Source organism: Spongiibacter tropicus DSM 19543, assembly GCF_000420325.1.
Lineage (GTDB): Bacteria > Pseudomonadota > Gammaproteobacteria > Pseudomonadales > Spongiibacteraceae > Spongiibacter > Spongiibacter tropicus.
Map to the genome: position 1 here is coordinate 756,913 of NZ_ATUS01000001.1, position 25,326 is coordinate 782,238.

At 57.6% G+C, this 25,326-nt stretch carries 22 protein-coding genes; 12 read left to right on the forward strand and 10 right to left on the reverse strand.

Features of this window, described 5'->3' with window-relative positions; translation table 11 throughout:
- Positions 1-89 precede the first annotated feature (89 nt).
- Both G411_RS0103615 and G411_RS0103620 read right to left on the reverse strand, forming a co-directional pair.
- The gene (locus G411_RS0103615) at positions 90-2,675 is read right to left on the reverse strand and encodes an esterase-like activity of phytase family protein (RefSeq protein ID WP_022957809.1); all 2,586 of its coding nucleotides are present in this window, start codon (positions 2,673-2,675) and stop codon (positions 90-92) included.
- A 123-nt stretch (positions 2,676-2,798) separates the two neighbouring features.
- Positions 2,799-4,511, reverse strand: coding sequence for an FAD-binding protein (locus G411_RS0103620; RefSeq protein ID WP_022957810.1), 1,713 nt, complete (start codon positions 4,509-4,511; stop codon positions 2,799-2,801).
- Positions 4,512-4,660: 149 nt separating this feature from the next.
- Between G411_RS0103620 and G411_RS0103625 the strand changes: the two genes are divergently transcribed.
- Positions 4,661-5,341 carry a DNA-3-methyladenine glycosylase I gene (locus G411_RS0103625; RefSeq protein ID WP_022957811.1) on the forward strand — a complete coding sequence of 227 codons (681 nt, stop codon included), beginning with the start codon at positions 4,661-4,663 and terminating at the stop codon, positions 5,339-5,341.
- A 70-nt stretch (positions 5,342-5,411) separates the two neighbouring features.
- Positions 5,412-7,133, forward strand: a complete 1,722-nt coding sequence (locus tag G411_RS19215; RefSeq protein ID WP_022957812.1) for a bifunctional diguanylate cyclase/phosphodiesterase — start codon at positions 5,412-5,414, stop codon at positions 7,131-7,133.
- 99 nt (positions 7,134-7,232) lie between these two features.
- On the opposite strand, the gene G411_RS0103635 is transcribed toward G411_RS19215, so the two are convergent.
- From G411_RS0103635 to G411_RS0103650, 4 genes are all read right to left on the reverse strand, one after another.
- Positions 7,233-8,354, reverse strand: a complete 1,122-nt coding sequence (locus G411_RS0103635) for an OmpA family protein (RefSeq protein ID WP_022957813.1) — start codon at positions 8,352-8,354, stop codon at positions 7,233-7,235.
- A 208-nt stretch (positions 8,355-8,562) separates the two neighbouring features.
- Positions 8,563-9,258 carry a DnaA regulatory inactivator Hda gene (gene hda / locus G411_RS0103640; RefSeq protein WP_022957814.1) on the reverse strand — a complete coding sequence of 232 codons (696 nt, stop codon included), beginning with the start codon at positions 9,256-9,258 and terminating at the stop codon, positions 8,563-8,565.
- Entirely contained in the window at positions 9,258-10,352 is a 1,095-nt protein-coding gene (locus G411_RS19220) for an AI-2E family transporter (RefSeq protein WP_022957815.1), read from the reverse strand. Before G411_RS19220 ends, hda begins: the two co-directional genes overlap by 1 nt.
- Before the next feature lie 8 nt (positions 10,353-10,360).
- Positions 10,361-11,443: a DUF2066 domain-containing protein gene (locus G411_RS0103650; RefSeq protein ID WP_022957816.1), complete on the reverse strand. Its 1,083-nt coding sequence runs from the start codon at positions 11,441-11,443 to the stop codon at positions 10,361-10,363.
- A 152-nt stretch (positions 11,444-11,595) separates the two neighbouring features.
- On the opposite strand from G411_RS0103650, the gene purM reads away from it, so the two are divergent.
- The 3 genes from purM to G411_RS21300 are packed head-to-tail and all read left to right on the forward strand — an operon-like array spanning position 11,596 to position 14,009.
- On the forward strand, positions 11,596-12,645 hold the full coding sequence (purM, locus tag G411_RS0103655) for a phosphoribosylformylglycinamidine cyclo-ligase (protein ID WP_022957817.1): 1,050 nt from the start codon (positions 11,596-11,598) through the stop codon (positions 12,643-12,645).
- Position 12,646: 1 nt separating this feature from the next.
- The gene (gene purN / locus G411_RS0103660) at positions 12,647-13,300 is read left to right on the forward strand and encodes a phosphoribosylglycinamide formyltransferase (protein ID WP_022957818.1); all 654 of its coding nucleotides are present in this window, start codon (positions 12,647-12,649) and stop codon (positions 13,298-13,300) included.
- Positions 13,251-14,009 (forward strand): DUF3108 domain-containing protein, encoded by a 759-nt coding sequence (locus tag G411_RS21300; protein ID WP_084495242.1) that lies wholly within the window; start codon positions 13,251-13,253, stop codon positions 14,007-14,009. Before purN ends, G411_RS21300 begins: the two co-directional genes overlap by 50 nt.
- 27 nt (positions 14,010-14,036) lie before the next feature.
- Here G411_RS21300 and dcd read toward each other — a convergent pair whose 3' ends face one another.
- Together dcd and apbC are read right to left on the reverse strand one after the other, a co-directional pair.
- Entirely contained in the window at positions 14,037-14,603 is a 567-nt protein-coding gene (dcd, locus tag G411_RS0103670; protein ID WP_022957820.1) for a dCTP deaminase, read from the reverse strand.
- Positions 14,604-14,639: 36 nt separating this feature from the next.
- On the reverse strand, positions 14,640-15,710 hold the full coding sequence (apbC, locus tag G411_RS0103675) for an iron-sulfur cluster carrier protein ApbC (protein WP_022957821.1): 1,071 nt from the start codon (positions 15,708-15,710) through the stop codon (positions 14,640-14,642).
- Between the two features lie 212 nt (positions 15,711-15,922).
- Here apbC and metG point away from each other — a divergent pair, with 212 nt between their 5' ends.
- From metG to G411_RS0103715, 7 genes are all read left to right on the forward strand, one after another.
- The gene (gene metG, locus G411_RS0103685) at positions 15,923-17,953 is read left to right on the forward strand and encodes a methionine--tRNA ligase (RefSeq protein WP_022957823.1); all 2,031 of its coding nucleotides are present in this window, start codon (positions 15,923-15,925) and stop codon (positions 17,951-17,953) included.
- Positions 17,954-18,106: 153 nt separating this feature from the next.
- Positions 18,107-18,685, forward strand: coding sequence for an electron transport complex subunit RsxA (rsxA, locus tag G411_RS0103690; protein ID WP_022957824.1), 579 nt, complete (start codon positions 18,107-18,109; stop codon positions 18,683-18,685).
- Positions 18,686-18,697: 12 nt separating this feature from the next.
- Complete coding sequence (gene rsxB / locus G411_RS0103695; protein WP_022957825.1) at positions 18,698-19,303, forward strand: electron transport complex subunit RsxB; 606 nt, start codon at positions 18,698-18,700, stop codon at positions 19,301-19,303.
- Positions 19,304-19,332: 29 nt separating this feature from the next.
- Positions 19,333-21,735, forward strand: a complete 2,403-nt coding sequence (gene rsxC, locus G411_RS0103700) for an electron transport complex subunit RsxC (protein WP_022957826.1) — start codon at positions 19,333-19,335, stop codon at positions 21,733-21,735.
- Positions 21,736-21,738: 3 nt separating this feature from the next.
- Positions 21,739-22,791: an electron transport complex subunit RsxD gene (gene rsxD, locus G411_RS0103705; protein WP_022957827.1), complete on the forward strand. Its 1,053-nt coding sequence runs from the start codon at positions 21,739-21,741 to the stop codon at positions 22,789-22,791.
- Positions 22,791-23,432 carry an electron transport complex subunit RsxG gene (gene rsxG / locus G411_RS0103710; protein ID WP_022957828.1) on the forward strand — a complete coding sequence of 214 codons (642 nt, stop codon included), beginning with the start codon at positions 22,791-22,793 and terminating at the stop codon, positions 23,430-23,432. The genes rsxD and rsxG overlap by 1 nt, the downstream gene beginning before the upstream one ends.
- Positions 23,425-24,138 carry an electron transport complex subunit E gene (locus G411_RS0103715; protein ID WP_022957829.1) on the forward strand — a complete coding sequence of 238 codons (714 nt, stop codon included), beginning with the start codon at positions 23,425-23,427 and terminating at the stop codon, positions 24,136-24,138. The genes rsxG and G411_RS0103715 overlap by 8 nt, the downstream gene beginning before the upstream one ends.
- 1 nt (position 24,139) lies before the next feature.
- Here the strand turns inward: G411_RS0103715 and G411_RS0103720 are convergent, their stop codons facing one another.
- Complete coding sequence (locus tag G411_RS0103720; protein ID WP_022957830.1) at positions 24,140-24,799, reverse strand: SDR family NAD(P)-dependent oxidoreductase; 660 nt, start codon at positions 24,797-24,799, stop codon at positions 24,140-24,142.
- A 4-nt stretch (positions 24,800-24,803) separates the two neighbouring features.
- Complete coding sequence (locus G411_RS0103725) at positions 24,804-25,250, reverse strand: nuclear transport factor 2 family protein (RefSeq protein ID WP_022957831.1); 447 nt, start codon at positions 25,248-25,250, stop codon at positions 24,804-24,806.
- Positions 25,251-25,326: the final 76 nt, after the last annotated feature.

Sequence of the window (25,326 nt, forward strand, 5' to 3'; positions counted from 1 at the left end):
GAGCCGGAGATCGGCACAGACATCACCAAAAGGCACAAAAAAGCCCGCTCTGAGGCGGGCTTAAGACGTGTTGCTGGACTTATTGTCGCTTAGGGCAGGATATCGCCCAGATTGAGCAACTGGGTTTCGCCACTGTTGTCATCCACGCCATCGTTATCGTTGATGATCAGGACGTCACCGTTCTTCAGTACCGCAGCACCCTCGATTTTCTCGGGCACCAGACCACCCTGAGCCGCCAGATCCGGCATCAGATCGCGCAGCAGGGTCTTGCTGAGAGTATCGCCATCACTAAGGCCGGTAACGTCAATCTGATACAGGCGCTTGATGGCCGCATCTGGGCCACCTTGATTGTCGCGCTCAACCAGCATGAACTTGCCGCCGCCCAGGGCCGTGATTTCAGACAGGCCAACCCAACCACCAGCTTGGGATTCCCGAGCATCCAGCGGATAGTAGAGGAAGCTCCAGCTGTCCGCGACCGGATCGTACACAGCGATACGTGGATTGGTCTCACCCTGCCAGGCGCGCTGCATGGCGACATAGACCTTACCATCCTGCTCGGCTACGCCTTCAAACCCAAAGCGCTGTTGCAGCGCATTGACCGCATCGGGCAGCGTCACTACACGCTCAATCACCGCGCTGGCGTCGGTTTTAATCAGCATATTCAGGCTATTGATCGGGCGATCGCTATCACCAATGGTTCCCGCACCTTCAGAAACCAGCCAGAAACCGCCATCGCTGGCCTGCGCAATGCCTTCCAGATCGAGGTTGACGGTCTTGTCGCCATTAAGCAGCGCCGCGCGATCCGCCACGTCAAAAACACTGACTCGGCTGGCATCATCGTCGTCCACAGTGGCATCTGCCAGCGCGGCGGCGGGCATGGTGCTGAGCACATCGTTGCTGTCCATTACGCGCATTTCACGGTCCAGACGGGCAGGATGGCTGCTGACATCAATATCGAAAATACGGCTGCGCTGGAAGAAGCTGTCCTCAACCGCGTAAACGCGGTTTGCTCGCTCGCCATCAACGGCCAGCCCGGACATTGCCGCCCAGGGAATCGGCGTGCCGTTCTCGCGATCGGTCGATACCAGCGTAGGATACTGTGCCGGTGCGCTGTCGTAGCGATAGATGTTGACCGCTGAGCGGATTTTATCGTCGCGAGCATCTTCCTCACTGGCCACCACCAGCAGGTTCCGCGAGGGAATAGCCAGTGCGCCTTCCGGCCCCATAGCCGCCGGCAGCATCTGTTTGAACATCGGCTTTGTCATGTCGGCGACGTCGTAGACAAACACCACACTGGAACGCTCGGAGTTAACAAACAGATAGCGCTCGCTGCCAAAGACGGCGAACTCGGCATTCTCAGGCTCGTTACCTTTGTTCTTGGAGCGACCTTCGTTGTAGTGACCATAGCGCGCAGTGAGGTGATCCAGCGTATTCCCACTCTCATAAATCACCTCGCCGGAGGTATCGAATACGCTGAAGCCACGGCTGCCACCGTCCAGGTCACCTTCGTTGGCAGTAACAAAGTAATCGGTAGACAGCCAGGTGACGCCATCGGGCTCGCGCAGCACGTCACTGAGTGACTCGGATTGATCAACTAGGCCGACATCCTCTTCGGTGGCATCAATCATATCGAGATCGACGCTACCCGCGCTGAAGTGATTCACCACACTGCCATCAGCCAGATTCACCAATACGAGGTGGTTGTTTTCCTGCAGACTAACCACCGCGATGTTATCGCGGTTGATGTCCACATACTCGGGCTCGGGATCGGTGGGATACAACGCTGCCAGACCGGTCATGGCCACATTGCGTACGCCCCAGTTGCTCACATCCGCATCCGCGATGTCGACAATATCCAGACTGCCCGCAGGCAGCTGCGGCGGCGCACCATCACCCAGGTCTTCATCCCGCTCGTTCTCAATGGCCACAGCGGCATACTGGCCGTCGGGGCTGACGGCCACGGAATCGGGCTGCCCAGCCAGAGCCAAGGTGTGAACAATAACGCGGCTGGCAATATCGACGATCGCAAGCTCACCACTGGTATTCACAAAATCGGCAGAGGTATTCACCCCCACCAATGCGTAGTCGCCTTTCACCGCAACCGACGTGGGCTCGCCGCTCAGGGGCAATGTGCCCAATGCCGTAGGTGCTTCGGGGTTACTGATATAAATAAAGCCGATAGCTTCGAGAGGGCTGTCAGTGTAGATCAGGGTATTGCCATCACTGCTCGCCGCAACAATCTCAGACGCTGTGGTCGTATCGTCGTCACAGTTCACGTCCTGCTGCAGACACACCGGGAAACTGGCGATGCGATTAAAATTCTTCGCGTCATTCAACTGGGTAGGTGAACACAGCAGCGAGCTTTCGCTGATCTCGGCGTCATCCAGTTCACCATTGTTGTTGCTGTCGACACCGGAGTCGATGCGCAAGCCGCCGGCAAAGCATTGCTCATTACCCACCGCCAGAGTGGTCTGCTTCACCAGGCTATTGCTGCCTGCTGCGCCCTGATCACCTGCAGGACCTTGATCTCCCGTAGCGCCTTGATCTCCAGCCGGGCCTTGCGCCCCCACTTCACCACGGGCACCGTCGCGGCCATCGTCACCGTCACAGGCAACCAGCATGACCGATGAAGCCAGCAGCAAACCCGTTACGATCGCATTCTTATTAAAACGCATGTTTCCTCCACAGCTATCTCTTCATCCAGAAGCGAATGAGCTTATGGGGGCACTGCTACATTTTCGGGACGTTTTTGTTGCGGAAACATTGCGGCGACCCGAGTGGGTCGCCGCGAGAGGGTATCAGTCTTTAAAGCCGCTGAGATGCTTGGCCGCCTGATAGGCGAAGGTCATGGCGGGCCCCAGTGTAGACCCCGGTCCCGGATACGTTGGCAGCACGGCCGCGCTGCAGTTACCGACCGCGTAGAGGCCTTCAATCGGCTCACCGTTTTCCTTCGTTACTTGGGCATTGGGGTTGGTCGCCAAACCGCCCTGGGTACCAAAGTCGCCAGCGTCAACGCGAATAGCGTAGAACGGTGCCTCATCAATAGCCCCCAGACAGGGATTAGGCTGGAAACGCTGGTCACCGTAGTACCGGTCATAAGCAGAATCACCGCGCTGGAAATCCAGGTCTTTGCCGGTTTTCGCGTAACCGTTCATTTTCTCAACCGTTTTCTCCAGATTATCGGCATTGATGCCAAGCTGCTGGGCCAGCTCCCGAACGCTGCCGGCTTTACCCACCAGTTTACTTTCAAACCAGTCTTTGGGGATGGTCCAGTCTGGTTTGAGCTGCGCGGTCATCAACGGACCGACGATATAATCGCGGCGGAAGCGGGCATCAAAAATCTGGTACATCGGCGAACAGGGGTTGTCGTCGGTGTGCACCTTATACAGATCTTTCTGAAAGGCCATGTAGTTCTGCGATTCATTGGCAAAACGCTCACCGTTCATGTTCACCACGCATGAGCCGGGGAAAGACTTCTCCATGATGCTCAATCGCGGCGCCGGTTCACCGGGCACAGAAATGGTCGTACACCACCAGGCGCCGTCCATCAGTCGCGTTGCCGCACCCAGCCGCTGCCCTTCAACAATGGCGTCGCCGGTATTGGTTTCCACCCCACCACTCCAGGCCGTGCTGGTCGGTTTGGGCAGATACTGCTCACGCATGGCCTGATTCCGTTCGAAACCGCCCGCCGCCAGAATCACACCCTTGCGCGCCTGTATGCGCAGTGTTTTACCCTGTTTTTTCACCTCGGCGCCCACAACGCGTCCCTCGTCATCGAGCAGTGCCACCATAGGACTCTCGGTCCACAGGGGAATATCCCGCTTTTTCAGTGAGTACCAGAGACGCGCGACACCCGCAGCACCGGTACAGACCTTCCGGCTGGTCTTTCTGCCGCGCAGCAGCCAAGCAAAATCAAGGAAATAACTGGCCATGAGTTTCATGGTCAGTTTGATCCAACCCGGCCCCTGTACGGTAAGCAGTGCAGCTTCTACCTGGGTAAAGTAAATGCGGTCAAACAGGCGCATCATGTGGTGTGAGGGACGCAGGCGTTTCACATCGTCGCCCAGCAGCGAAGAGTCAAAACGCTCCGGCTCCATCGAGCGATGCCCCGTGCGCGAGCCGTCCACATTGGTGTAGTAATCAGGATAGTGTTCGAGCGTCTCGTAGCGAACATCGCTGCGCTCGTGGAGGAAATCGACCATTTTCGGGCCGTTTTCCAGATAGGCGTCCACCATTTCCTCGGGAACCGCCCCTTCCGGCGTGGTATTGAGCAGATACTTCTTTGCGTCTTCGATACTGTCTTGAGCACCGGCTGCCTTGGCATAGCGGTTGTTGGGAATCCATACGCCGCCGCCAGAGGTCGCACTGGTGCCACCAACCCTATCGGACTTCTCAATCAGCAGTACATCTTTCAAGCCCATCTCGTAACAGCTCAGCGCCGCAGTCATGGCGCCGTTACCGCTGCCGACGACCAGTACATCGACGCTGTAGTCCCAGTTTTTCTCTGTCATTGTTTTATAATTCCGGCGTTAGGCCCGTTGAGTACGTGCTGCACTGTTCAGGCGTATTACGTATTATCGTTGCCGGACATGGTAGCCTCCGGCCGGTTGAGTCCCAATCATCCGTCTGCATGAGGCCAACAACAATGTGGAGCCACAGCATGAAGAGCCTTTATCAGCGTTATTTGGAGCGGGCCGTAAGCTACCAGGGTAATCTCGCCAGTCTGGAGGCACGCCTCCCGGTAGCCAAGTCCGACAAGCAGCTCTGCGCCCAGGGCGATGATCGCTACCTGGCCGAAATGGCGGCCTGTATTTTTCGCGCCGGTTTCGTCTGGCGGGTGGTGGAGCAGAAATGGCAGGGCTTCGAAACGGTCTTTAATGGTTTTCTGCCGGTGTGGGTGGCATCGCGCTCACCGGAACAGATCGAAGATATGGCTAGCGATACGCGCATTATCCGCAACCTGAGCAAGGTTAAGGCCGTACAGGACAATGCCTTGCTGGTCACGGATTTACAGCGAGAATATGGCGGAGTCGGGGCATTTCTCGCACAGTGGCCTAGTGACGACATTATCGGCCTGTGGGCCTATTTGAAAAAGCATGGCAGCCGCCTGGGCGGCAATAGTGGGCAGTATTTTCTGCGCTTTTCAGGTAAAGACACGTTCATCCTCAGCCGCGATGTGTGCACGGCGCTGCGAGCCGAAGGCATCATCGACAAGCCTCAAGTTACCGCCAAGCGGGATTTGCTGAAAGTGCAGAACGCATTCAACGAGTTGAGGGCAGACAGTGGTCGCACACTGAGCGAGCTGAGCATGATACTGGCGCTTTCAGTAGGGCCACACTGACTCGCGTCATCAAGCTGTCATTGAGCCCTGCCACCCTGTTGCTACGAAGCCGTAATGTCAGATATGTATCATGCAGGGCTCAGCCGCCACCCACTACCCCGCTCCACCACCGATTTCCACGCAGTTTCAGGCCATTGTCGACCTCCGCCAGGGCCGGATTGTCGGTCATGAGGCGCTTTCCAGGGGCCCTGAAGGCCCCCTCCATCACCCCCAAGCGCTGTTTGAACATGCCTACGAAAACGGCTGGGGGCTGCATCTGGAACAGCACTGCGCGGAGCTTGCCTGCCGACGCTTTACTCGCGATGAAAGCTTGCTGTTCGTGAATGTAAACAGCCAACTGCTTCTGGACGCAAGCCATCGGCAGCACTTGCAACATTACAGCCGATCACTGGCCTCACGACATTCACGATTGGTGCTCGAGCTGTCGGAACAGCACGGATGTTGCGATACGGATGCATTGAATGACGCCATACGCGAATTGCGAAAAGACGGCATCCGCATTGCGATCGACGACCTCGGCCTTGCACATTCCGGCTTGCAGCGCTGGCTGTTACTGCGCAGCGACTACGTCAAGATAGACCGTTTTTTCTGCCAGTATATCGATCGAAACCCCGACAAATGCGCGCTGCTCAGCAGCCTTATCGCGCTGGCCAGACACCTTGGCACCACGCTGATTGCCGAGGGAGTTGAGCGCCCAGAAGAAGCCCTCCGCTTGCAGGAACTGGGGATAGACCTGATGCAGGGCTATTATTTTCAGCGCCCCGGCCAGCTACTCCACTCGCTGCCCCCGCAGCTGATGAGCCCCCGCCAGCCGAACACCGCAGCAGAGCCCCCCGGTGATCACAGTATTGCCTCGCTGATCCGCCCCACCGCCGCGCTACCCCAGCACACGCGGATGGAAGATATCGTTCGGTATTTCCAGCAGCACCCGGAACTCGATAGTCTGCCGCTGATAGAAGATGGCATGGCTGTGGGCGCCATTACCCGTCGGCGCGCACTGGAAGTATTCAGCAGTGATTTTGGACGCGAACTCTACGGACGCAAAACCGTCGCTCATTTCATGGAGCGCGATACGGTTATTGTTGAACACTCAACGTTACTCGAGGATGTCAGCTACCAACTGACCGACGCTTCGCGTGGCAATCTGGCGCAGGAATTTATTGCCGTCGATCGGCGTCGCTACCTCGGCACGGTTCGCACCAGTGACCTGCTTCGCCGCATTACTGACCAACAGATTCGCAATGCCCGCTACGCCAACCCGCTAACCGGATTACCGGGCAATGTGCCCATCAATGAACATATCGAAGCCCTGCTGATAAGCAATGCGGACTTCGCCGTTGCCTACTGCGACATCAATGACTTCAAAGCCTACAACGATGCCTATGGCTATGCGATGGGTGACAAAGCCATTTCCATCCTCGCTCGCCAACTTCAAGAGTTAAGCGACGACTGCGACTTTGTGGGCCACGTCGGTGGCGATGATTTTATTGCGGTATCTCAATCGCCCGATTTCCAGCTTCGTTGTGAAGAGCTTTGCCAGACATTTACCAACGAGGCAGCCCAACTCTACACGGCAGAGCACCAGCAGCTCGGCGGCATCTGGTCGCATGATCGCAAGGGAAAAGGCGCCTTCTTCTCTACCATGAGCCTGTCCATTGGCATCGTCACCATCGGCTGCGCCGGGGCAAGAGACGCACATGAAGTCAGCAGTCTGGCGAGTGAAGCCAAAAAATCCGCGAAGAACCTGCCCGGCGGTGGCGTCTATCTGCTTCAACCGCGATCACTCGGCTGAAAGGTTTCGCTAAGCCGCCGCATGTTGCGAACAGCGTTTTACAAGACATAAAAAAAGGGCCCCGTGTGGGACCCTTTTTTCGTGCTCAAGAGTGAGGGCTTATTTAGCCACTTCTGCTTCCATCACAGCAACAACACGACGGTTGGCTTTCCGGCCTTCCTTCGTGCTGTTGTCCGCAATCGGACGCTCTTCACCGTAGCCTACCGCGCTCAGACGGCTAGCATCGATGCCGAACTCTTTAACCAGCGTGTTGCGGACTGCGTCAGCGCGACGCTGAGACAGCTGCTTGTTGTAAGCGGCTGCACCCGTGCTGTCAGAGTGACCTTCCACAACAGCTTTAACACCACCGAATTGCTTCATGAAATCAGCAACTTTCTTCAGCTCGCTCATTTCAGAAGTGGGGATTGCGTCAGAGTTCAACGCAAACTTCACGTCCATTTTGATGGACTCGGTGTGCTTCAGTACAAATTTACAACCGAACTTGTCTACCTGACGACCCGCAGGTGTGTTGGGACACTTGTCACGGTAGTTAGGTACACCGTCACCATCTTTGTCCAGTGCACAGCCTTTGGCATCAACCGCGATGCCAGCGGGCGTGCCCGGGCACTGGTCCATGCTGTCGACAACGCCATCGGCGTCAGAGTCATCAACCACAGGCTCTGGAGCCGGTGCCGGAGCAGGCTTGTCCTGGCTACCCAGCGCGTAGCTCAGACCGATGGTGATAACACCGTCGTTGGTTTCGTGGTCGAAGCCGTAGTAGTAACGCGCATCGGCACGCAGAGCCAGCGGGCCACTCAGTGCGTAGCGAACACCACCACCGACATTACCTTGGGTAATTTCTTCTTCACGAACGACGTCTGGGTTAAAGATACCCATGCCCAGACCCGCTGCCGCATAGGGCTCGAGCTTGTCGTTGGCAACCGGGAAATAACGGATACCGTTCACAGAGAAGAAAGACACCTCAGCGTCGCCAGCAGTATTACCGAAGCTGTTATCTGCTTCAGCGTAGGTACCGCTGACTTCAACACCCCAGTTATTCTCAAGGCGGCGCTCAACGCTCAGTACCGCTGCAGCTTCGGAATCAAGATCCCACAGGCCGTCAAAGAGGTGATAACCAACACCGGCGTTCAGGTACCATTTGTTATTGCCAACCGCATCAGCGGCCATAGCAGGCGCGATCATGACCGCGGCAACGGCTGCACCCATCAATTGTTTACGCATTGTAACTCCCCCTGATTTATCACTTAGTTCTTCCGTCCGACCTTGGTTTATCAGGCCTTGGGATAAGAATACCACGCAAACTGTTTCTTGCAGCTGCGCGTTTGAGTAATTTTACCGCTGCATGTAAACGCTTAAGCACTTGTTAGACAAGCGTAATCGGCAAAATTGCGTCACACGTCAAGAACCCGTAATTACAGAAAAGTTCCCGTCACCAACACATAATTTCTTTAACAAAGGGCTTTGTAAGCCGGCGCTGCTGCGCAAGACTGTGTCTATCGAGCTCGGTTAACACCCGAAATAAACTGTGCAAATCCCGCTGACAGCGTCGATAGATATACTCCGCGACGGGCTGACTTACCTTCATGCCCAACGCCGACGCCCGGTGCTGAAGCGCCCGGATACGTTCTTCGTCGTCGAGTTCTGTGATCTGGTAGACACTAAAGCTCCTCAGGCGAGAGGCCAGATCAGGCAAATAAAAGGCAATCGCAGACGGGACTTGGGCCGCGGCAAAAACCAGCTGGCAACGATTCGTGAGACTTTGGTTGTAGAGCGAGAACAGCGCCACTTCCCAGTCCCGATTGCCGGCAATGGCATCAAGATTGTCCAGGCAAATCAGCTCACTCTGCTCGATGCCTTCCAATACCGCGTCTGCCGGATAGTCGCGGACATCCTCAAGCGGAATATAGCGGACATCGCGCTGCAGCGCGCTGGCACGGTGACAACATGCCTGCAGCAGATGGCCACGGCCAGTACGACCAGCAAGAAAAAGGTGTTTTTCGCCCTGCCCATCCGCAACAGCCTGAAGCTGGTTGACCACAAGCTGCTGACTTTGCGGAATATAGTAGTTCTCGAAAGTCGCCTCGGTATCCAGACTCAACGCCAGTGGCAATTGCCCCCGCTCCATCACGCCTCGTCCGTCTCATCGTGGTCGTCGTCGAGAATAGCGAAGTCGCCCCCTTCCCGGTACCACTCGCTGCGCACATACCAGGCATGCAGATAGGTCGCCATGACCTTGAGCACTGATGCCACCGGCAGCGCCAGCAATATCCCCAGAAAACCGAATAACTGTCCGCCGGCCAGCACGGCAAAAATGACCATAACCGGATGCAGGCCAACCTTGTCGCCGACCAGCGTTGGCGTAAGGAAGACGCTCTCCAGTACTTGTCCGATTCCGAAGACGACAGCCACACCCAACAACTGCCAGGAAAGATCAAACTGGAAATACGCTGCCAGCCCTGAGGCGGCGATACCCACAATAAAGCCCAGATAAGGCACGATACTGGCCAAGCCAGCCATCAAACCCAGCACCAAGGCCAAATCCAGCCCCAGGATAAACAGGCCGATGGTATAAATAGCTCCCAGTGACAGCATGACCAGAAACTGCCCACGGGCAAAGGCGCCGAGAATATCGTCGCACTGCCTGGCCACCTCAACATACAGCGCCTCATGCGAACGCGGCAGCAATTTCCGGATCGCGGCAATCATCACATCCCAGTCGCGCAGCAGATAAAACGTCACAACAGGAATTAAGGTCAGGTTGGCGATCCACGCCATCAGCGCCAGGCCCGAGCCGCTGATCTTCTTCCACAGGTAGACAAAGACACCACCCGCTGCACTCCAGTGCTTGCTGATGGCCTCTTTGGCCGTATCCATCGGCTGAGCCTGCTCGGGTAAATCCAGATACTCTCGTAGCCCGGGCAGCGCAGACTCCTGCACCCAGGCCACCAGATCGTATAGTCGCTGCACTAACAGCTGCGTCTGATCGAGCAGCAATGGCAGCGTAATCAGAATCATCAGCAGAGAGAAAAAGCTGAGGGAGCAAAAAACGATTACCACGGCGGCCGTGCGCCCTACCCCTCTCGCCTCAAGGCGATCTGCCAACGGATCCCCCATGTAGGCCAGCACTGCCGCGATGGCAAACGGCATCAGAATCGGACTCAGGGCATTGAGCAGCAGCCCCACCAACAGCAGTGCCGCCGCGACCCATACAAGGCGCATATTCACCTTTAACGCCGTCCCTGCCAGCGATAATAGGCCGTCACTGGCAGCGGCGCATTGCTCATTCGCTCGTCGAGCGACCGCTCACGAAGGCGACCGTCAAGTTGCAGAAAACGCTGCACTTTTTCCATATCACCGTTCAACACAAGGTCCAGCACCAATTCGTTACCCGACATCCACGCCGGGTTGGCATGCTTGATCACCGCCAGAGACTCGAGATAGGTCACCATTTGCGCGTAATCCGCAAAGCTCTCCAGTCCGTCGATATGCACCAGCGTACCGCTGCCTTCCGCGCCGCCACCTGAGGTTTGTACGGCGTAACGCTGAGCCTGAAGATCCGCGACGCGATCAATTGCGCCAACCATAAATGATGCGTCATCACCATCGCTGTCGAAGCGCTGGGTATTATCACCATCCAGCAACACCCAACTGGCGAGCCACTGCCCACTGGATAGCCGCGTTGCCCTGCCCATCAGAACAAAAGGCGAACCGTAACGCTGCGACGCCTCTCGTACCTGATCGACGGACAGCGTCCACAGCGCGTCACTGCTGAGATTCGAGGCATCAACCAGATCAAACAGCGGCAACTGCAAGGCCAGCCCGCGACGCCGAACGTCGTCGCGCAGCTGCTGCTCAACATCTGCGGCAGCGCCAGACCCGACAAATTGCCGCCCTTCCTCAGTATCAACCAGCAGCCAAAGCAATACCGGGGGACGATTCGCCGACCACACGGGCAAGCCCGCGGACTGAAGCGCCGAATTCACCTGGCGGGGAGAAAATGCCATGTCCAACCACAACTCACTGCCGCCATCTTCAGTGTCTTGGCGCTGATAGCGAAAACGCGTCAGAAAGGGTTCCGGGGATGACAAGGCCTCAACAATTGCAGGAGACTCAGCGGGGTTGCGATTCCCCGATACCCGAATCATCACCAGCTCCAACCCCTGCCCCGCCACCGTTCTACGGGCGTCGCGACTCTGATCGGCCACCGGCAGACGCACGTCGTAGAGATTATCAACAATATCAGCGTGACTGCCGAGACTGCCCAGCAACAGCAGTAACAACAGCAGTGGTCGCGTCAGCGCAACTCTCACAGTAGGTAAACCTCGCTCCCTGTATATGGCGCGACAGTGTAGCAAGCTGCAATAGCCAAGTCCTGAACTAGGCCAAAATTCCCGATTTAGCTGCTGAATTGCCACGCCAACCAAGCTAGAATAGCGCCCTCAAAATGGACAGCCAAGCGACTATGACCGATACCAACAAGCCAAGCCTGAGTTACAAAGACGCTGGCGTCGACATCGACGCTGGAGATGCCCTCGTTGAGCGGATAAAGGATGTTGCCAAGCGCACCCGCCGCCCGGAAGTCATGAGCGGCCTGGGAGGCTTTGGCGCACTCTGCCAATTGCCCACCGGCTATAAAGAGCCCGTACTGGTGTCCGGCACCGACGGTGTGGGCACCAAGCTCAAGCTGGCCATGGATGTCGGCATTCACGACAGCATCGGCATCGACCTCGTCGCCATGTGCGTCAACGACCTGCTGGTCACCGGCGCCGAGCCACTGTTTTTCCTCGACTACTACGCCACCGGCAAACTCAATGTCGATATCGCCAGCAGTGTTGTCACCGGCATCGGCAAAGGCTGCGAACAATCCGGCTGTGCGCTGGTCGGCGGCGAGACGGCGGAAATGCCCGGCATGTATGAAGGCGAAGATTACGATCTGGCCGGCTTCTGTGTGGGCGTGGTGGAAAAATCCGGCATTATCGACGGCAGCTCAGTACGCATCGGCGACAAACTGATCGGCATCGCCTCATCCGGCCCCCACTCCAACGGCTACTCGCTGATTCGCAAAATTATTGATGTCAGTGGCGACCCGCTGGACAGCCCTTTTGGCGACAGCACGCTGGGCGAAACCCTGCTCGCACCGACGCGCATCTACGTGAAACCGGTGCTGAACATCATCAAGCAGTTCCAAGTGAATGCCCTGGCCCATATCACCGGCGGCGGCTTGCTGGAAAATATTCCCCGTGTTCTGCCCCGCAACACTCGCGCGGTGATCGACACCAATAGCTGGGAACAACCTGCCATCTTCGACTGGCTGCAACAGCAGGGCAATGTCGAGTCGCGGGAAATGTACCGCACCTTTAACTGCGGCATTGGCATGGTCATGGCCGTTTCCGCCGACGAGGCGGACAGCATTCTCGACATGCTGCGCCAGCACGGCGAGAACGCAACGGTTATCGGCAGCATTGAGGCCGCCGACGACGACCAGGAGCGCGTGGAACTGTCGGGCCTGTAAGATGGCCTGTCGTATTGTCGTACTGATTTCCGGCGGCGGCTCCAATCTGCAATCGCTGATTGATGCCGCGCAGTCGGATCAACTTGCCGGCGGCAGCGTTGTTGCCGTCATCAGCAACAAGGCCGAAGCGGGTGGGCTAGAACGCGCCCGCGCCGCAGGCATTTCCACCGCTTGCATTGCCCACGGCGACTTCGACAGCCGCGAGTCCTTCGATGACGCCCTCAAAACGGAAATAGACCGATACCAACCGGATCTGGTCATTCTGGCAGGCTTCATGCGCATCCTCACGCCCGGCTTTGTCCGCCACTACCTGGGACGTCTGCTCAATATCCACCCGTCCCTGCTGCCCAAGTACCCCGGACTCCACACTCACCAGCGCGCACTGGACGCTGGCGACCCCGAGGCTGGCGCCACGGTTCACTTTGTTACCGAAGAATTGGACGGCGGACCGCCGGTATTACAGGCAAAAGTACCAGTTTGCGATGGCGATACTGCTGCAACTCTTGCCGACAAGGTCCTGTCCAAAGAGCATCGCATCTACCCATTGGCAGCCCGCTGGTTCGCCGAGGGCAGACTGACTCTGGAAAACTCAAAGGCGGTACTCGATGGCACAATTCTTCCGCAAAACGGCATCTTGTTCGACGACCTCCCTTAAAGGCGTCATCACGAAGGGCATCGCGCTTTTCCTGCTGACCGTGACAAGTGCGGCAGCCAGCCACGCCGGAGACACTGGCGCTTTACAAGCCTACACAGCCAAATACCAACTGACGAACGGCGCGCTGGCCGCAACCGCTGAACGCACATTGCGCAAGGAAGGCGACCACTGGCGGCTCAGCCAGAATGCCAGCGTCTTGTTTCTCAAGGTCGACGAAGAGAGCCTGATTGAAGAAGTCGACGGCGCGCTGCGCCCGCTGTCTTACCAGTATCACAACAATCTTCGCAGTAAGAGCGATCAGAATTTTGTCTTTGACTGGCAGGCTGGGCGCGTGTCCGACAAAGAGGCGCGCCGCCCCTGGGAAAAAGCACTCAAGAGCGGCTATCAGGATCAACTGAGTTCACAGCTGGCCTTGCGCCATGCGCTGATCACCGGGACCTTTGACGAAAGTCTGGAGCAAACGCTGGTAGCCAAAAAAGGCAAGATTAAAACCTACTCGCTCACCCGCCTCGGCGAAGAGCGTTTGGAAACGGCCATCGGCGCGCTGGACACGGTCAAACTGCATCGACAGCGGCCGGGCAGCAGCAGCGAGGCCACCCTGTGGCTGGCGCCGTCACTCAATTACATGATTGTCAAAATGGAGCAGATCGACGATGACGAGCGCTATGCATTGGAACTGCTCAGTGTCGACCTGCAAGGCGATAAATAAATAGCGCGTCACCGCGCGCTACCACCATCAGGTTTTAGGCAGTGTTACGCCCTTTTGCCCCTGGTACTTCCCGCCGCGGTCGCGATAGCTGGTTTCACAAATCTCGTCGGATTCAAAGAACAGCATCTGCGCCACACCTTCATTGGCATAAATTTTTGCCGGCAGCGTGGTGGTATTGGAAAACTCCAAGGTCACATGACCTTCCCATTCCGGCTCTAACGGCGTGACATTGACGATTATGCCGCAGCGAGCATAAGTCGACTTACCCAGACACACGGTCAACACACTGCGCGGAATGCGGAAGTATTCCACGGTGCGCGCCAGTGCAAACGAATTCGGGGGAATAATGCAGTAGTCCCCGGTAATGTTCACAAAACTGCGCTCATCGAAAGCCTTGGGATCAACGGTGGCAGAGTAGGTATTGGTGAACACCTTGAATTCGTTCGCACAACGCACATCGTAACCATAGCTCGAGGTGCCGTAGGAAATAATCTTGCTGCCATCCTGCTCACGCACCTGACCGGGCTCAAAGGGCTCAATCATGCCCTCGGACTCCGCCATGCGACGAATCCACTTGTCTGATTTAATCGCCATATTGCTCCTCTGCACCGCCCCAGGGCGGCTTCTTTATTAATCGTCGCTGATAGAAATACTGGGCGCCGCGTCGCTGTGCCGCGAGCGTTTGGCCAGTGCGGCAGCCATATTCAAGGCCACATCGCGGTAAAGCCCCGCCGCCTCGCCATCGGGATCAGCCACCATCACCGGCTGTCCACTGTCAGCCTGTTCGCGAATCTGCAGCGACAGCGGCAGTGCACCAAGCATCGGCACCCCGTATTCCGCCGCAATGGCATCGCCGCCGCCCTCACCGAAAATATGCTCCGCATGACCACACTGGCTGCAGATGTGAACCGCCATGTTTTCCACGACACCCAGCACCGGTACAGACACTTTCGAGAACATTTCAATGCCTTTTTTGGCATCCAGCAGGGCAATGTCCTGGGGCGTTGTCACGATCACAGCACCGGCCAGCGGCACTTTCTGCGACAGCGTCAGCTGAATATCACCGGTTCCCGGCGGCATATCAATAATCAGATAATCCAGATCCTGCCAGTATGTCTGGTTCAGTAGCTGTTGCAGGGCACCGCTGGCCATCGGACCACGCCATACCATGGGCGTTTTCTCGGTCACCAGATAGGCCATCGACATGGACTGCAAGCCGTGAGCCTCAACGGGCAACAGATGTTGACTGCCGTATTGCTTGGGCCTGGTGCCAGACGCAACGCCGAGCATCATCTGCACGCTGGGGCCGTAAATATCGGCATCCAGCAAGCCGACTCGCGCGCCCTCCGCAGCGAGGGCCAGCGCGAGATTCACCGAAGTGGTCGACTTGCCGACACCGCCCTTGCCCGAGGCCACGGCAATAATATTGCGGACGTTGGCCATGGCCGGCGCGGATTCACTGCCCTGATGCGAAGCAACGCGCCAGCCTACCGATACCGCGCACTCCAAGCCCTGCTCGGCGAGCCTGGACTGCAGAAAATCCTGGTACTGCTGTTGCTGACGACGCGCCGGAAACCCCAGCACCACTTCGCAGGCACCCTGCTCCACCGGCCCCACGTCGGCCAGCTCCGCCAGCGGGGAACTCAAACCGGGCAGCACTGCTGCCAGCAGACATTCGCGTATCGCCTGTTCTGCGTGCACTCGTTACTCCTGAATCGCCGGGCCTGCAACACAAACCCTAAAAGCCGTAATTAAGGCGGCGAGTATACGCCGCCACCTTAGCGCTCACAACGGCCCAACGGATGCGCCCTGGCGCCAAAAACGCTATAGTATCGCGCCCCATACCGGCACTCGCCACCACCACGCCATGCGAGAAGCCGAGTTCATTACGCTTTGAAAAGTAAAGGATTAGCATGTCGCGCAAGATTCTGGTCACCAGTGCCCTGCCCTACGCCAACGGCCCACTTCACCTCGGCCACTTGCTGGAATCCATCCAGACAGACATCTGGGTGCGCTTTCAGCAGCTGCGCGGCAATGACTGCGTTTACCTCTGCGCCGACGATGCCCACGGCACGGCCATTATGCTGACCGCTGAAAAACTGGGTATCACCCCGGAAGAACAAATTGCGCGGGTGAAAGCCGAACATGAGCGGGATCTGGACGGTTTCCTGATTCGTTTCAACAACTACTACAGCACCCATTCTCCAGAGTGCCAACACTACTCTGAAGAAATCTACAAACGCCTGGATGCCAACGGTCATATTGAACGCCGGGAAATCACTCAGCTTTTCGATCCCGAAAAACAGCTGTTTCTTGCCGATCGCTACATCAAAGGCGTGTGCCCCAAGTGCAAGGCCGACGACCAGTACGGCGATAACTGCGAAGTCTGCGGCGCCACCTACACCCCCGCAGAGCTAATCAATCCGCGTTCGGCAATTTCCGGCGCCACCCCGGTTGAAAAGGCCTCAACCCATTACTTCTTCAAACTCGCCGAGTTTGAACAGCTACTGCGAGACTGGACCAGCAGCGATAGCCTGCAGCCACAGATCGCCAATAAACTCCGCGAGTGGCTGGACGCCGGCCTGCAAAGCTGGGATATCTCCCGCGACGCGCCCTACTTTGGCTTCGAGATTCCCGGCGCACCCGGCAAATATTTCTACGTGTGGCTGGACGCCCCCATCGGCTATATGGCGAGCTGCGCCAACTGGTGCGCACGCGAAGGCCGCAGTTTCGATGAGTACTGGGCCAAAGATTCCAGCGCCGAGCTGTACCACTTTATCGGCAAAGACATTATCAATTTCCACGGTCTATTCTGGCCCGCCATGCTCGATTCAGCGGGTTTCCGCAAACCGACCGCGATCTACGCTCACGGCTTCCTGACCGTCAATGGCAAAAAGATGTCCAAGTCGCGCGGCACCTTTATCAAGGCGGAAACCTATCTCAAACACCTTCCGGCCGAGTACCTGCGCTACTACTTTGCCGCCAAGCTGTCAGGGGCCGTCGACGATATCGACCTCAACCTGGGAGATTTCACCCAGCGCGTGAATTCGGATCTGATCGGCAAACTGGTCAACATCGCCAGCCGCAGCGCCAAATTTGTGCACAAAGGCAATAACGGCAAACTCAGCGCCGAACTGCACAACGCCGAATTGTGGTCGCAGGTCATCGGTGCCGCCGACACCATCGCCGCGCACCTGGAAAACCGGGATTACGGCAAAGCGGTTCGTGACATCATGGGCCTGGCAGACGCGACGAACGAATACTTCGATGCCTGCGAACCCTGGAAACTGGCCAAGACCGACGACGGCGCTGCCGAAGCCGCCGCCGTGGCCTCACAGTGCCTGAACAATTTCCGGGTGCTGGCCACTTACCTCGCGCCCGTGCTGCCGAAACTGGCGGAACAGGTCGAAGCCTTCCTTAACGTCAAACTGAGTTGGGAAGGCCCGTTCGAGCCACTGCTCGATCACCCCATTGAGAACTTCAAAGCCATGATGGGCCGTGTCGACCCCAAAGTCGTCGATGCCATGGTTGAGGACAGCCGCCAATCCATCGCCGCGGCGGAACCCAAGACAAGTAAGAGCGAGGCGCCCAAAAACAACGTCGACGCCATTGCCGACACGATTGAATTTCCGGATTTTGCCAAAATTGACCTGCGTGTTGCCGAGATTATCGACGCACAGGCCGTAGAGGGTGCCGACAAGCTGCTGCAGTTGACGCTAAGCCTCGGTGAACTTGGCCAGCGCCAGGTATTCTCCGGCATTAAATCTGCTTACAGCCCGGAACAGTTGGTCGGCCGACTGACCGTACTGGTCGCCAACCTGGCACCGCGCAAAATGCGCTTCGGCGTCTCCGAGGGGATGGTACTGGCGGCAGGCCCCGGCGGCAGCGAGATATGGCTGCTGAATCCGGATGATGGCGCCAAACCGGGGATGCGCATCCAATAAACGCTTATCGCCGTAGCCGATAAGCGTTTGTGGATTAAAAGATTTTAAATTGAACACTTGATCGAAATAAAATAGCATTTCGATTTATAACAACCAGCGGCCGGCTTCCATCCTGGAAGTACGGCTGTGAAATCACGGACAGAGGCAACGGCTTTGCTTGCGGATTACTCAATACTGCTATTGGGCGCCATTCTGGTTAACAACTTCGTGTTGGTCCAGTTCCTGGGCTTGTGCCCCTTTATGGGGGTATCGGGCAAGCTGGAAACCGCTATTGGCATGTCCAGCGCCACCACCTTCGTACTGACGCTGGCATCGATCTGCAGCTGGATGACCTACGAGTGGCTGCTGGAGCCGCTTGGCCTGGAGTACCTGCGTACCATCACCTTTATTCTGGTGATTGCCGTGGTGGTTCAGTTCACCGAAATGGTCGTACGTAAAACCAGCCCTCTTTTATATAAAGTTCTCGGGGTTTTCCTGCCGCTGATCACCACAAACTGTGCAGTTCTCGGCGTTGCCCTGCTCAATATCAACAAAGAGCACAGCTTCGTGGAGTCCGCCTTGTACGGCTTTGGCGCCGCTGCGGGCTTTTCCATGGTATTGGTGCTGTTTGCCGCAATGCGCGAACGCATTGCTGTCGCGGATGTGCCGATGCCATTTAAAGGTGCTGCCGTGGGCATGGTCACCGCAGGCCTGATGTCGCTGGCCTTTATGGGCTTTGCCGGCCTGGTATAGCGGAGAGCTGTGATGATTGAACTTGTCAGCCAACACCCTTTCGCGGCCGCCCTGCTGTCCCTGCTGAGTCTCGGACTGGTTTTTGGCGCACTGCTGGGCTTCGCCTCGGTGAAATTCAAAACGGAAGGCGACCCCATTGCGGATCAAATCGAGTCCCTGCTCCCGCAAACCCAGTGTGGTCAATGTGGCTACCCCGGCTGCCGTCCCTACGCCGAAGCCATTGCCAATGGCGACGAAATCAACAAATGCCCGCCCGGCGGTGAAGCTACCATCGCCGCGCTGGCCGACCTGCTCGGCGTTGAAGCCAAACCACTGGATGCCGCCGAAGAGTCTGTTCCCTCCGTGGCGTTTATCCGCGAAGAGGAATGTATTGGCTGCACCAAGTGTATTCAGGCCTGTCCGGTGGACGCCATTCTAGGCTCGGCGAAACACATGCATACGGTTATCGCCAGCGAATGCACTGGCTGCGACCTCTGTGTTGAGCCTTGCCCGGTGGACTGCATTGAGATGCGCCCCATCGAAACCACACTGCAAACCTGGCATTGGGATAAACCGACACCAACCGAAGACCTGATTGCCAGTGATCGCCAGGACAGCACGTCCTCTGCAGCGGCCTGATTCAACGCGTTCCGGGGTAAGCACGCATAATGAGAAAGATTTGGGATATTCACGGCGGCATTCATCCGCCCGAGAATAAAACGCAGTCTCTGGGCGAAGCCATCCGCCCAGCGGGCATTCCCGCCCAACTGATCGTACCGTTGTCACAGCACATCGGTGCACCGGCCGCCCCTATCGTAGAAGTCGGCGACCGTGTATTGAAAGGCCAGATGATTGCCGAGGCCAAGGGTTTTGTCAGCGCGCCGGTTCATGCACCCAGTTCCGGAACCGTGGCAGCCATTGAAGCCCGCGTCATTCCCCATCCATCGGGTATGAGTGCTCCCTGCATCATTATTCACTGCGATGGACAGGATGAATGGATCAGCCACCAGGGCGTGGCCGACTATACCCAGCTCGACAAACCCAGCCTGCTGGAATTAATTCGCAACGCGGGTATTGCTGGCATGGGCGGCGCAGGCTTCCCGTCGGCCGTGAAACTCAGCGGCGGCAAAGACAAGCCGATCGACACACTGATCCTCAACGGCACGGAGTGCGAACCCTACATTACTGCCGACGATATTCTCATGCGTGAACACGCCGCAGAGATCATCGCGGGCGCGGAAATACTCCGCCACCTGATTCAGCCCTCAGGCGACACCCTGATCGGCATTGAGGACAACAAGCCTGAAGCCCTGGCAGTGATGCAAAAAGCGGCGGAAGGCACGGGCATTGAGATCGCCAGCTTTCCGACCAAATACCCCTCCGGCGGCGAAAAGCAACTGATCCAGATTTTGACCGGGCGCGAAGTGCCCTCCGGCGGCCTGCCCGCAGATATCGGCGTGGTCTGTCAGAACATCGGCACGGCCAGAGCCATATACCGTGCCGTCAGCTTCGGCGAGCCGCTGATCTCTCGCATTACCACTGTCACCGGTAATGCGGTGGCCCACCCCCGCAATTATGAAGTACTGATCGGCACCCCGGTCCAGTACCTGCTCGAACAAAGTGGTTTCAATCAGCAGCAGTGCATCCGCCTGATTATGGGCGGGCCGATGATGGGGTATACCCTGCAGGACACCGCCGTCCCCGTGGTCAAAACCAGCAACTGTATCTTGGCGCCCACCGTCGAAGAATTACCACCACCGCCACCCGCTCAGGCCTGTATCCGCTGCGGCATGTGCGCGGAGGCCTGCCCGGTATCGCTGCTTCCACAGCAGATGTACTGGTTCTCCCGCGCTCAGGAGCACGACAAGCTCGAAGAACACAATCTGTTTGACTGCATCGAGTGTGGCGCCTGCTCGTATGCCTGCCCCAGTAATATCCCGCTGGTGCAGTACTACCGCGCGTCCAAAGCGGAAATCCGCCAAGCGGAACAGGACAAGATCAAATCTGAACGCTCCAAGGAGCGCTTTGAAGCGCGTCAGGCCCGTATTGAACGCGAGGCGGCAGAGAAAGAAGCCAAGCGCAAAGCGCGCCTGGAAGCCGCCAAGGCCAAAGCCAGCGCCGCCACCAAGGGCGACGACAAAACCGACCTTATCCAGGCCGCGATAGAACGCAGCAAAGCGAAAAAAGCCGGTACCGAAGCCGCGACAGATCCCGCCCAGGCGGCCATCGCCCGAGCGCAGGCCAAACGCGATGGCAGCGCACCGGAAGAAAGCCCGGCAGAAAAAACCACGCGTCTGGAAAATGCCGTTGCCAGCAGCGAGAAACGCCTGAAAGCCGCGAAGGAAAAACTTCAGCTTGCTGAAACCAACGGCGATGACAAGGTTGACGCCTTCCGCACGGCCGTCGAAAAAACAGACGCCAAGCTGGCTGCCGCCAAGCAGGAGCTGGAAACACATCTTGCCAAGATAGAACCGCAAGCAGCGACTGCAGAACCGGCCGCCGACCTCGACCCCGCAGCAGCGGCTATCGCCCGCGCGCAAGCTAAGCGGGCCGGCGGCAGCGAGGACGAAACGCCGGAGGCCAAGATTGAGCGGCTGAATGCGCAGATCGACAGCACCACCAAGCGCCTGAGCGCAGCAGAAGACAAGCTGGCGGCCGCAAAAGCCGAGGGCGACGACAAAGTGGATGCCTTTGCCACCGCTGTCGAGAAGACCCAGAGCAAGCTCGACAAACTGAAAGCCGAACTGGCGGAAATACAGGGTGCCGAAGCAGACGCGCCAACGTCAGAGACAGCTACTGAGCCAGCCGCCAGTGACGATCCGGCCGCCCAGGCCATTGCCCGCGCCATGGCTGCGCGCGCCGCCAACGCCGATCTCAGCGAAGCGGACAAGGCGGCCAACAATGTGGCATCGCTGGAAAAACGTCTGGCCAAGGCCGAGCAAAAGCTGGCCGAGGCGCAAGCGGCCGGAGATGACAGTGCCGAGATCCTTGCGGACTCTCTCAGCAAACTGCAGGACAAGCTGACGGCTGCCCGTCAAACGCTGGATGCCCTGCGCGAGGAACAGAAGTAAGCCATGGCCTTTTTGAAGATCACCTCACCCCACGCCCATGGCCCGATGAGTACCGGCCGTGTGATGCGTCTGGTCATCATTTCTACCCTGCCGGGCCTGGTCGCGCTGACCTGGTTTTTTGGTTTCGGAACGCTCAGCAATATTCTTTGGGCAAGCGCTGGCGCCTTGGCATTTGAAGCCCTGGCACTGAAACTGCGCAAACGGCCGATTGGTTTTTACCTCAGCGACTGCAGTGCTCTCGTCACGGCGATCCTGCTCGGCATTGCGCTGCCCCCCGCCGCCCCTTTCTGGCTGCTGCTGATCGGTATCGGCTTTGCCATTTTACTTTGTAAACATATGTATGGCGGCATGGGCTACAACCCGTTCAATCCCGCCATGGCCGCCTACGTTTTTCTGTTGATTTCCTTCCCGGTAGAAATGACCGATTGGCTGGCGCCCCGCGGCGCGGTGCCAGCCGCTGATTTACTGGGCCCCATTGATGCCCTGTTGCGCAGTCTGGGACTGGCCAGTGGCGGTCAACTGGACGGCATGAGCATGGCCACCCCGCTCGATGTGCTCAAGCAAAACGACGGACTCATGCTGTCTGACCTGTGGGCGCAAACTCCCCAATTCGGGCAGTTTGCCGGTATCGGTTGGGAATGGGCCAACGCCGGATTTCTGCTTGGTGGCCTGTATCTGCTCTATCGCCGGGTGTTTACCTGGCACGCTCCGGTAAGCATGTTGCTGTCACTGAGCCTCATGGCGTTGCTGTTCTACGACGGCGGCAGCTCCGCCTCCGGTGGCGGCGTGCTGTTCCATCTGTTCAGCGGTGCAACGATGTTCGGCGCCTTCTTTATCGTCACCGACCCGGTGACCTCAGCCGTATCTAACCGTGGACGCCTCGCTTACGGCGCCACCATTGGCGTACTGATCTACGTCATTCGCGCTTGGGGAAATTACCCCGACGCTGTTGCGTTCTCTGTGCTGCTGATGAACTTTGCCGCGCCCTTTATCGACCATTACACTCAACCGCGCACCTACGGTCACCGCAAACAGAAAGCAGAGGAAAAAGTCTGATGCTTGGCCAGTCGATTACCAAAAACGGCCTGCTACTCGGTCTGTTCGCAATTTTCACCACCGGCGTGATCGCCGGCACCTATCTGTCGACCCGAAGCCTGGTACAGGACAACATCCGGGCGGCAGAGGAACGTGCACTGCTGGAAATCCTGCCTCGTGACACCCACGACAACAGCATGCTGGACGATGCCGTGGCTCTCAACAACAGCGAGCTGCTCGGTCTGCGCGATACCCGCAATGCCTACCGCGCGCGTTTAAACGGCAGTGTAGAAGCCGTCATTTTGCCGGCAACCGCGCGCGACGGTTATACCGGCGATATTGATCTGATTATCGGCATCAAGCGCGATGGCAGCATCGCCGGAGTACGAGTGCTCAGCCACCGTGAAACACCGGGGCTTGGCGATCAGGTCGATTACAAGAAAAGCCAGTGGGTCGATGACTTTATCGGTCGCGCTCTGGGCAACCCCGATATTGAAAAGTGGAAAGTGAAAAAAGACGGCGGCGTATTTGACCAGTTTACCGGCGCCACGATCACGCCCCGCGCCGTCACCGCCAGTGTGCGCCGCGCACTGGAATTTTTTGCGGCCAACCGCAACATGTTGCTGGACGAAGCCGACAGCGAGGAACAAGACAATGAGTGATATCAGCTACCGCGAACTGTCTCTTAACGGCTTGTGGAAAAACAACCCCGCCATCGTTCAGCTGTTGGGCCTCTGTCCGCTGCTGGCGGTCACCGGCTCGGTGGTCAATGCACTGGGCATGGGGCTGGCGACGATCTTTGTACTGACCGTTTCCAACGCCAGTGTCTCGCTGATTCGCAATATCACCTCAGACGCTGTGCGCCTGCCTGCCTTTGTGATGATTATCGCCGCAGCGGTAACCTGCACAGAATTGCTGATGCAGGCGTTTGCCTACGAGCTGTTCCAGATTCTCGGTATCTTCCTGCCGCTGATAACCACCAACTGCGTGATCCTCGGCCGTGCCGATGCCTTCGCCAGCAAAAACCGGCTGCTGCCATCACTCTACGACGGCTTCATTATGGGGCTCGGTTTTTCCGCAGTTCTGCTGCTGCTCGGCGCCATCCGCGAGGTGATCGGCACCGGTCATATCTTCGCCAATATGGACCTGCTGTTTGGCGAAGGCGCCAAACACTGGCAGATCGTATTAGTGGAAGACTATAAAGCGGTGCTGGTAGCGATCCTACCGCCGGGAGCATTTATCTTTACCGGGCTCATCATCGCACTCAAAAACGTCATCGACGATGGCATCAAGAAGCGCGAAGCCGCACGCAAGACGGATGAAGCGCCAGCCAGCCGCCGTGTTCGTGTGACCGGTAATATCAGCTAAGTTAGCTCAGGCCGCGCACTGGCAGCAGTGCACCGTGCACACCAGACGCGGCCTCCGACAGCAGAAAACACATCACTTCCGCCAACTGCTCGGTCGAAACCCAGCGCGAAAAATCGGCCTCTGGCATTGCTTCACGATTGGCTGGCGTGTCGATCGTGCTGGGCAGTACCGCATTAATATTGATGCCCCGCTCGCGATACTCCGCCGACAGACTTTCGGTCAAATGCATGACCGACGCTTTGGACGCACCGTAAGCGCTCATCTGCGCCTGCCCCTGCAGAGCGCCAATCGCACCGACATTGACAATGGCACCACGCCCCTGCGCCAACATACCGGGCAGCACCGCCGCTGTGGCATTGCGCAGTGTGTCCACGTTCATGGTCTGCATCCGCTGCCAGGTCGCAGTGGCAGCGTCCACATCAAAGTCGCCCATGGCAAAGCCACCAGCAACGTTACACAAGCCATCAACCACGGCGATTTCCTGAAATGCGCGCTGTACCGCCTGCCGATCGCTCAGATCCACCGCAATGGCATCGGCCGTGGCCGCGCGACGACACAGCGAGATCACCTTCGCGCCATGCGCCCTTGCCCTCGCAACCGTAGCCTGACCAAGCGCGCCGCTGGCACCGGTCACCACAATACGCTTTCCCTGAAGTAGCATTGTCTTATCCCTGCAAATCGAAAAGTAGATGCTGGCTCAAATCCCCGAGCAGATCCACATGCATTTCCCGCCGCACGAAGTGCCATCCTTCATCGGACTGCTTGAACTGATCGTGATAGCGACCGCTGATGATCGCCTGTAACGGCAGCGCGTCGGTCGCCTGAAATACGGTATAACAGGCGCGAGAAGAGGCGATATTCGCTTCGGCATCGACCTCGATGATGGCATTGCTGATTACATGCCGGGTTTTCGGGGTGCCGGTATCCGAATACAGACGGGTGGAGCTGCGGTACATCGCCTCAACTTCATCGACACCCCGAAACACCGTGTTGTGTGCCGGGGCATAGATTTCCCCCTGACGGAACAATTGCGCAAGCGACTTAAAATCGCCACGGTCTATCAACTCGGCGTAACGATAAAGCAGGTTTTCGATTTCCCGTGCAGCGTCCATACGTGCGCTCTCTTGCTGTTATTGTTGAGCGGTCACTACACGCAATCCGGGCGAACAGGTCAAGGGGGCGCCCTCA

Excerpts from the sequence above, each read along its gene's own strand:
- G411_RS0103615 (WP_022957809.1), bottom strand. The coding sequence starts at position 2,675 with ATGCGTTTTAATAAGAATGCGATCGTAACGGGTTTGCTGCTGGCTTCA.
- G411_RS0103620 (WP_022957810.1), bottom strand. The coding sequence starts at position 4,511 with ATGACAGAGAAAAACTGGGACTACAGCGTCGATGTACTGGTCGTCGGC.
- G411_RS0103625 (WP_022957811.1), top strand. The coding sequence starts at position 4,661 with ATGAAGAGCCTTTATCAGCGTTATTTGGAGCGGGCCGTAAGCTACCAG.
- G411_RS19215 (WP_022957812.1), top strand. The coding sequence starts at position 5,412 with ATGCAGGGCTCAGCCGCCACCCACTACCCCGCTCCACCACCGATTTCC.
- G411_RS0103635 (WP_022957813.1), bottom strand. The coding sequence starts at position 8,354 with ATGCGTAAACAATTGATGGGTGCAGCCGTTGCCGCGGTCATGATCGCG.
- hda (WP_022957814.1), bottom strand. The coding sequence starts at position 9,258 with ATGGAGCGGGGGCAATTGCCACTGGCGTTGAGTCTGGATACCGAGGCG.
- G411_RS19220 (WP_022957815.1), bottom strand. The coding sequence starts at position 10,352 with ATGCGCCTTGTATGGGTCGCGGCGGCACTGCTGTTGGTGGGGCTGCTG.
- purM (WP_022957817.1), top strand. The coding sequence starts at position 11,596 with ATGACCGATACCAACAAGCCAAGCCTGAGTTACAAAGACGCTGGCGTC.
- purN (WP_022957818.1), top strand. The coding sequence starts at position 12,647 with ATGGCCTGTCGTATTGTCGTACTGATTTCCGGCGGCGGCTCCAATCTG.
- G411_RS21300 (WP_084495242.1), top strand. The coding sequence starts at position 13,251 with ATGGCACAATTCTTCCGCAAAACGGCATCTTGTTCGACGACCTCCCTT.
- dcd (WP_022957820.1), bottom strand. The coding sequence starts at position 14,603 with ATGGCGATTAAATCAGACAAGTGGATTCGTCGCATGGCGGAGTCCGAG.
- metG (WP_022957823.1), top strand. The coding sequence starts at position 15,923 with ATGTCGCGCAAGATTCTGGTCACCAGTGCCCTGCCCTACGCCAACGGC.
- rsxB (WP_022957825.1), top strand. The coding sequence starts at position 18,698 with ATGATTGAACTTGTCAGCCAACACCCTTTCGCGGCCGCCCTGCTGTCC.
- rsxC (WP_022957826.1), top strand. The coding sequence starts at position 19,333 with ATGAGAAAGATTTGGGATATTCACGGCGGCATTCATCCGCCCGAGAAT.
- rsxD (WP_022957827.1), top strand. The coding sequence starts at position 21,739 with ATGGCCTTTTTGAAGATCACCTCACCCCACGCCCATGGCCCGATGAGT.
- rsxG (WP_022957828.1), top strand. The coding sequence starts at position 22,791 with ATGCTTGGCCAGTCGATTACCAAAAACGGCCTGCTACTCGGTCTGTTC.
- G411_RS0103715 (WP_022957829.1), top strand. The coding sequence starts at position 23,425 with ATGAGTGATATCAGCTACCGCGAACTGTCTCTTAACGGCTTGTGGAAA.
- G411_RS0103720 (WP_022957830.1), bottom strand. The coding sequence starts at position 24,799 with ATGCTACTTCAGGGAAAGCGTATTGTGGTGACCGGTGCCAGCGGCGCG.
- G411_RS0103725 (WP_022957831.1), bottom strand. The coding sequence starts at position 25,250 with ATGGACGCTGCACGGGAAATCGAAAACCTGCTTTATCGTTACGCCGAG.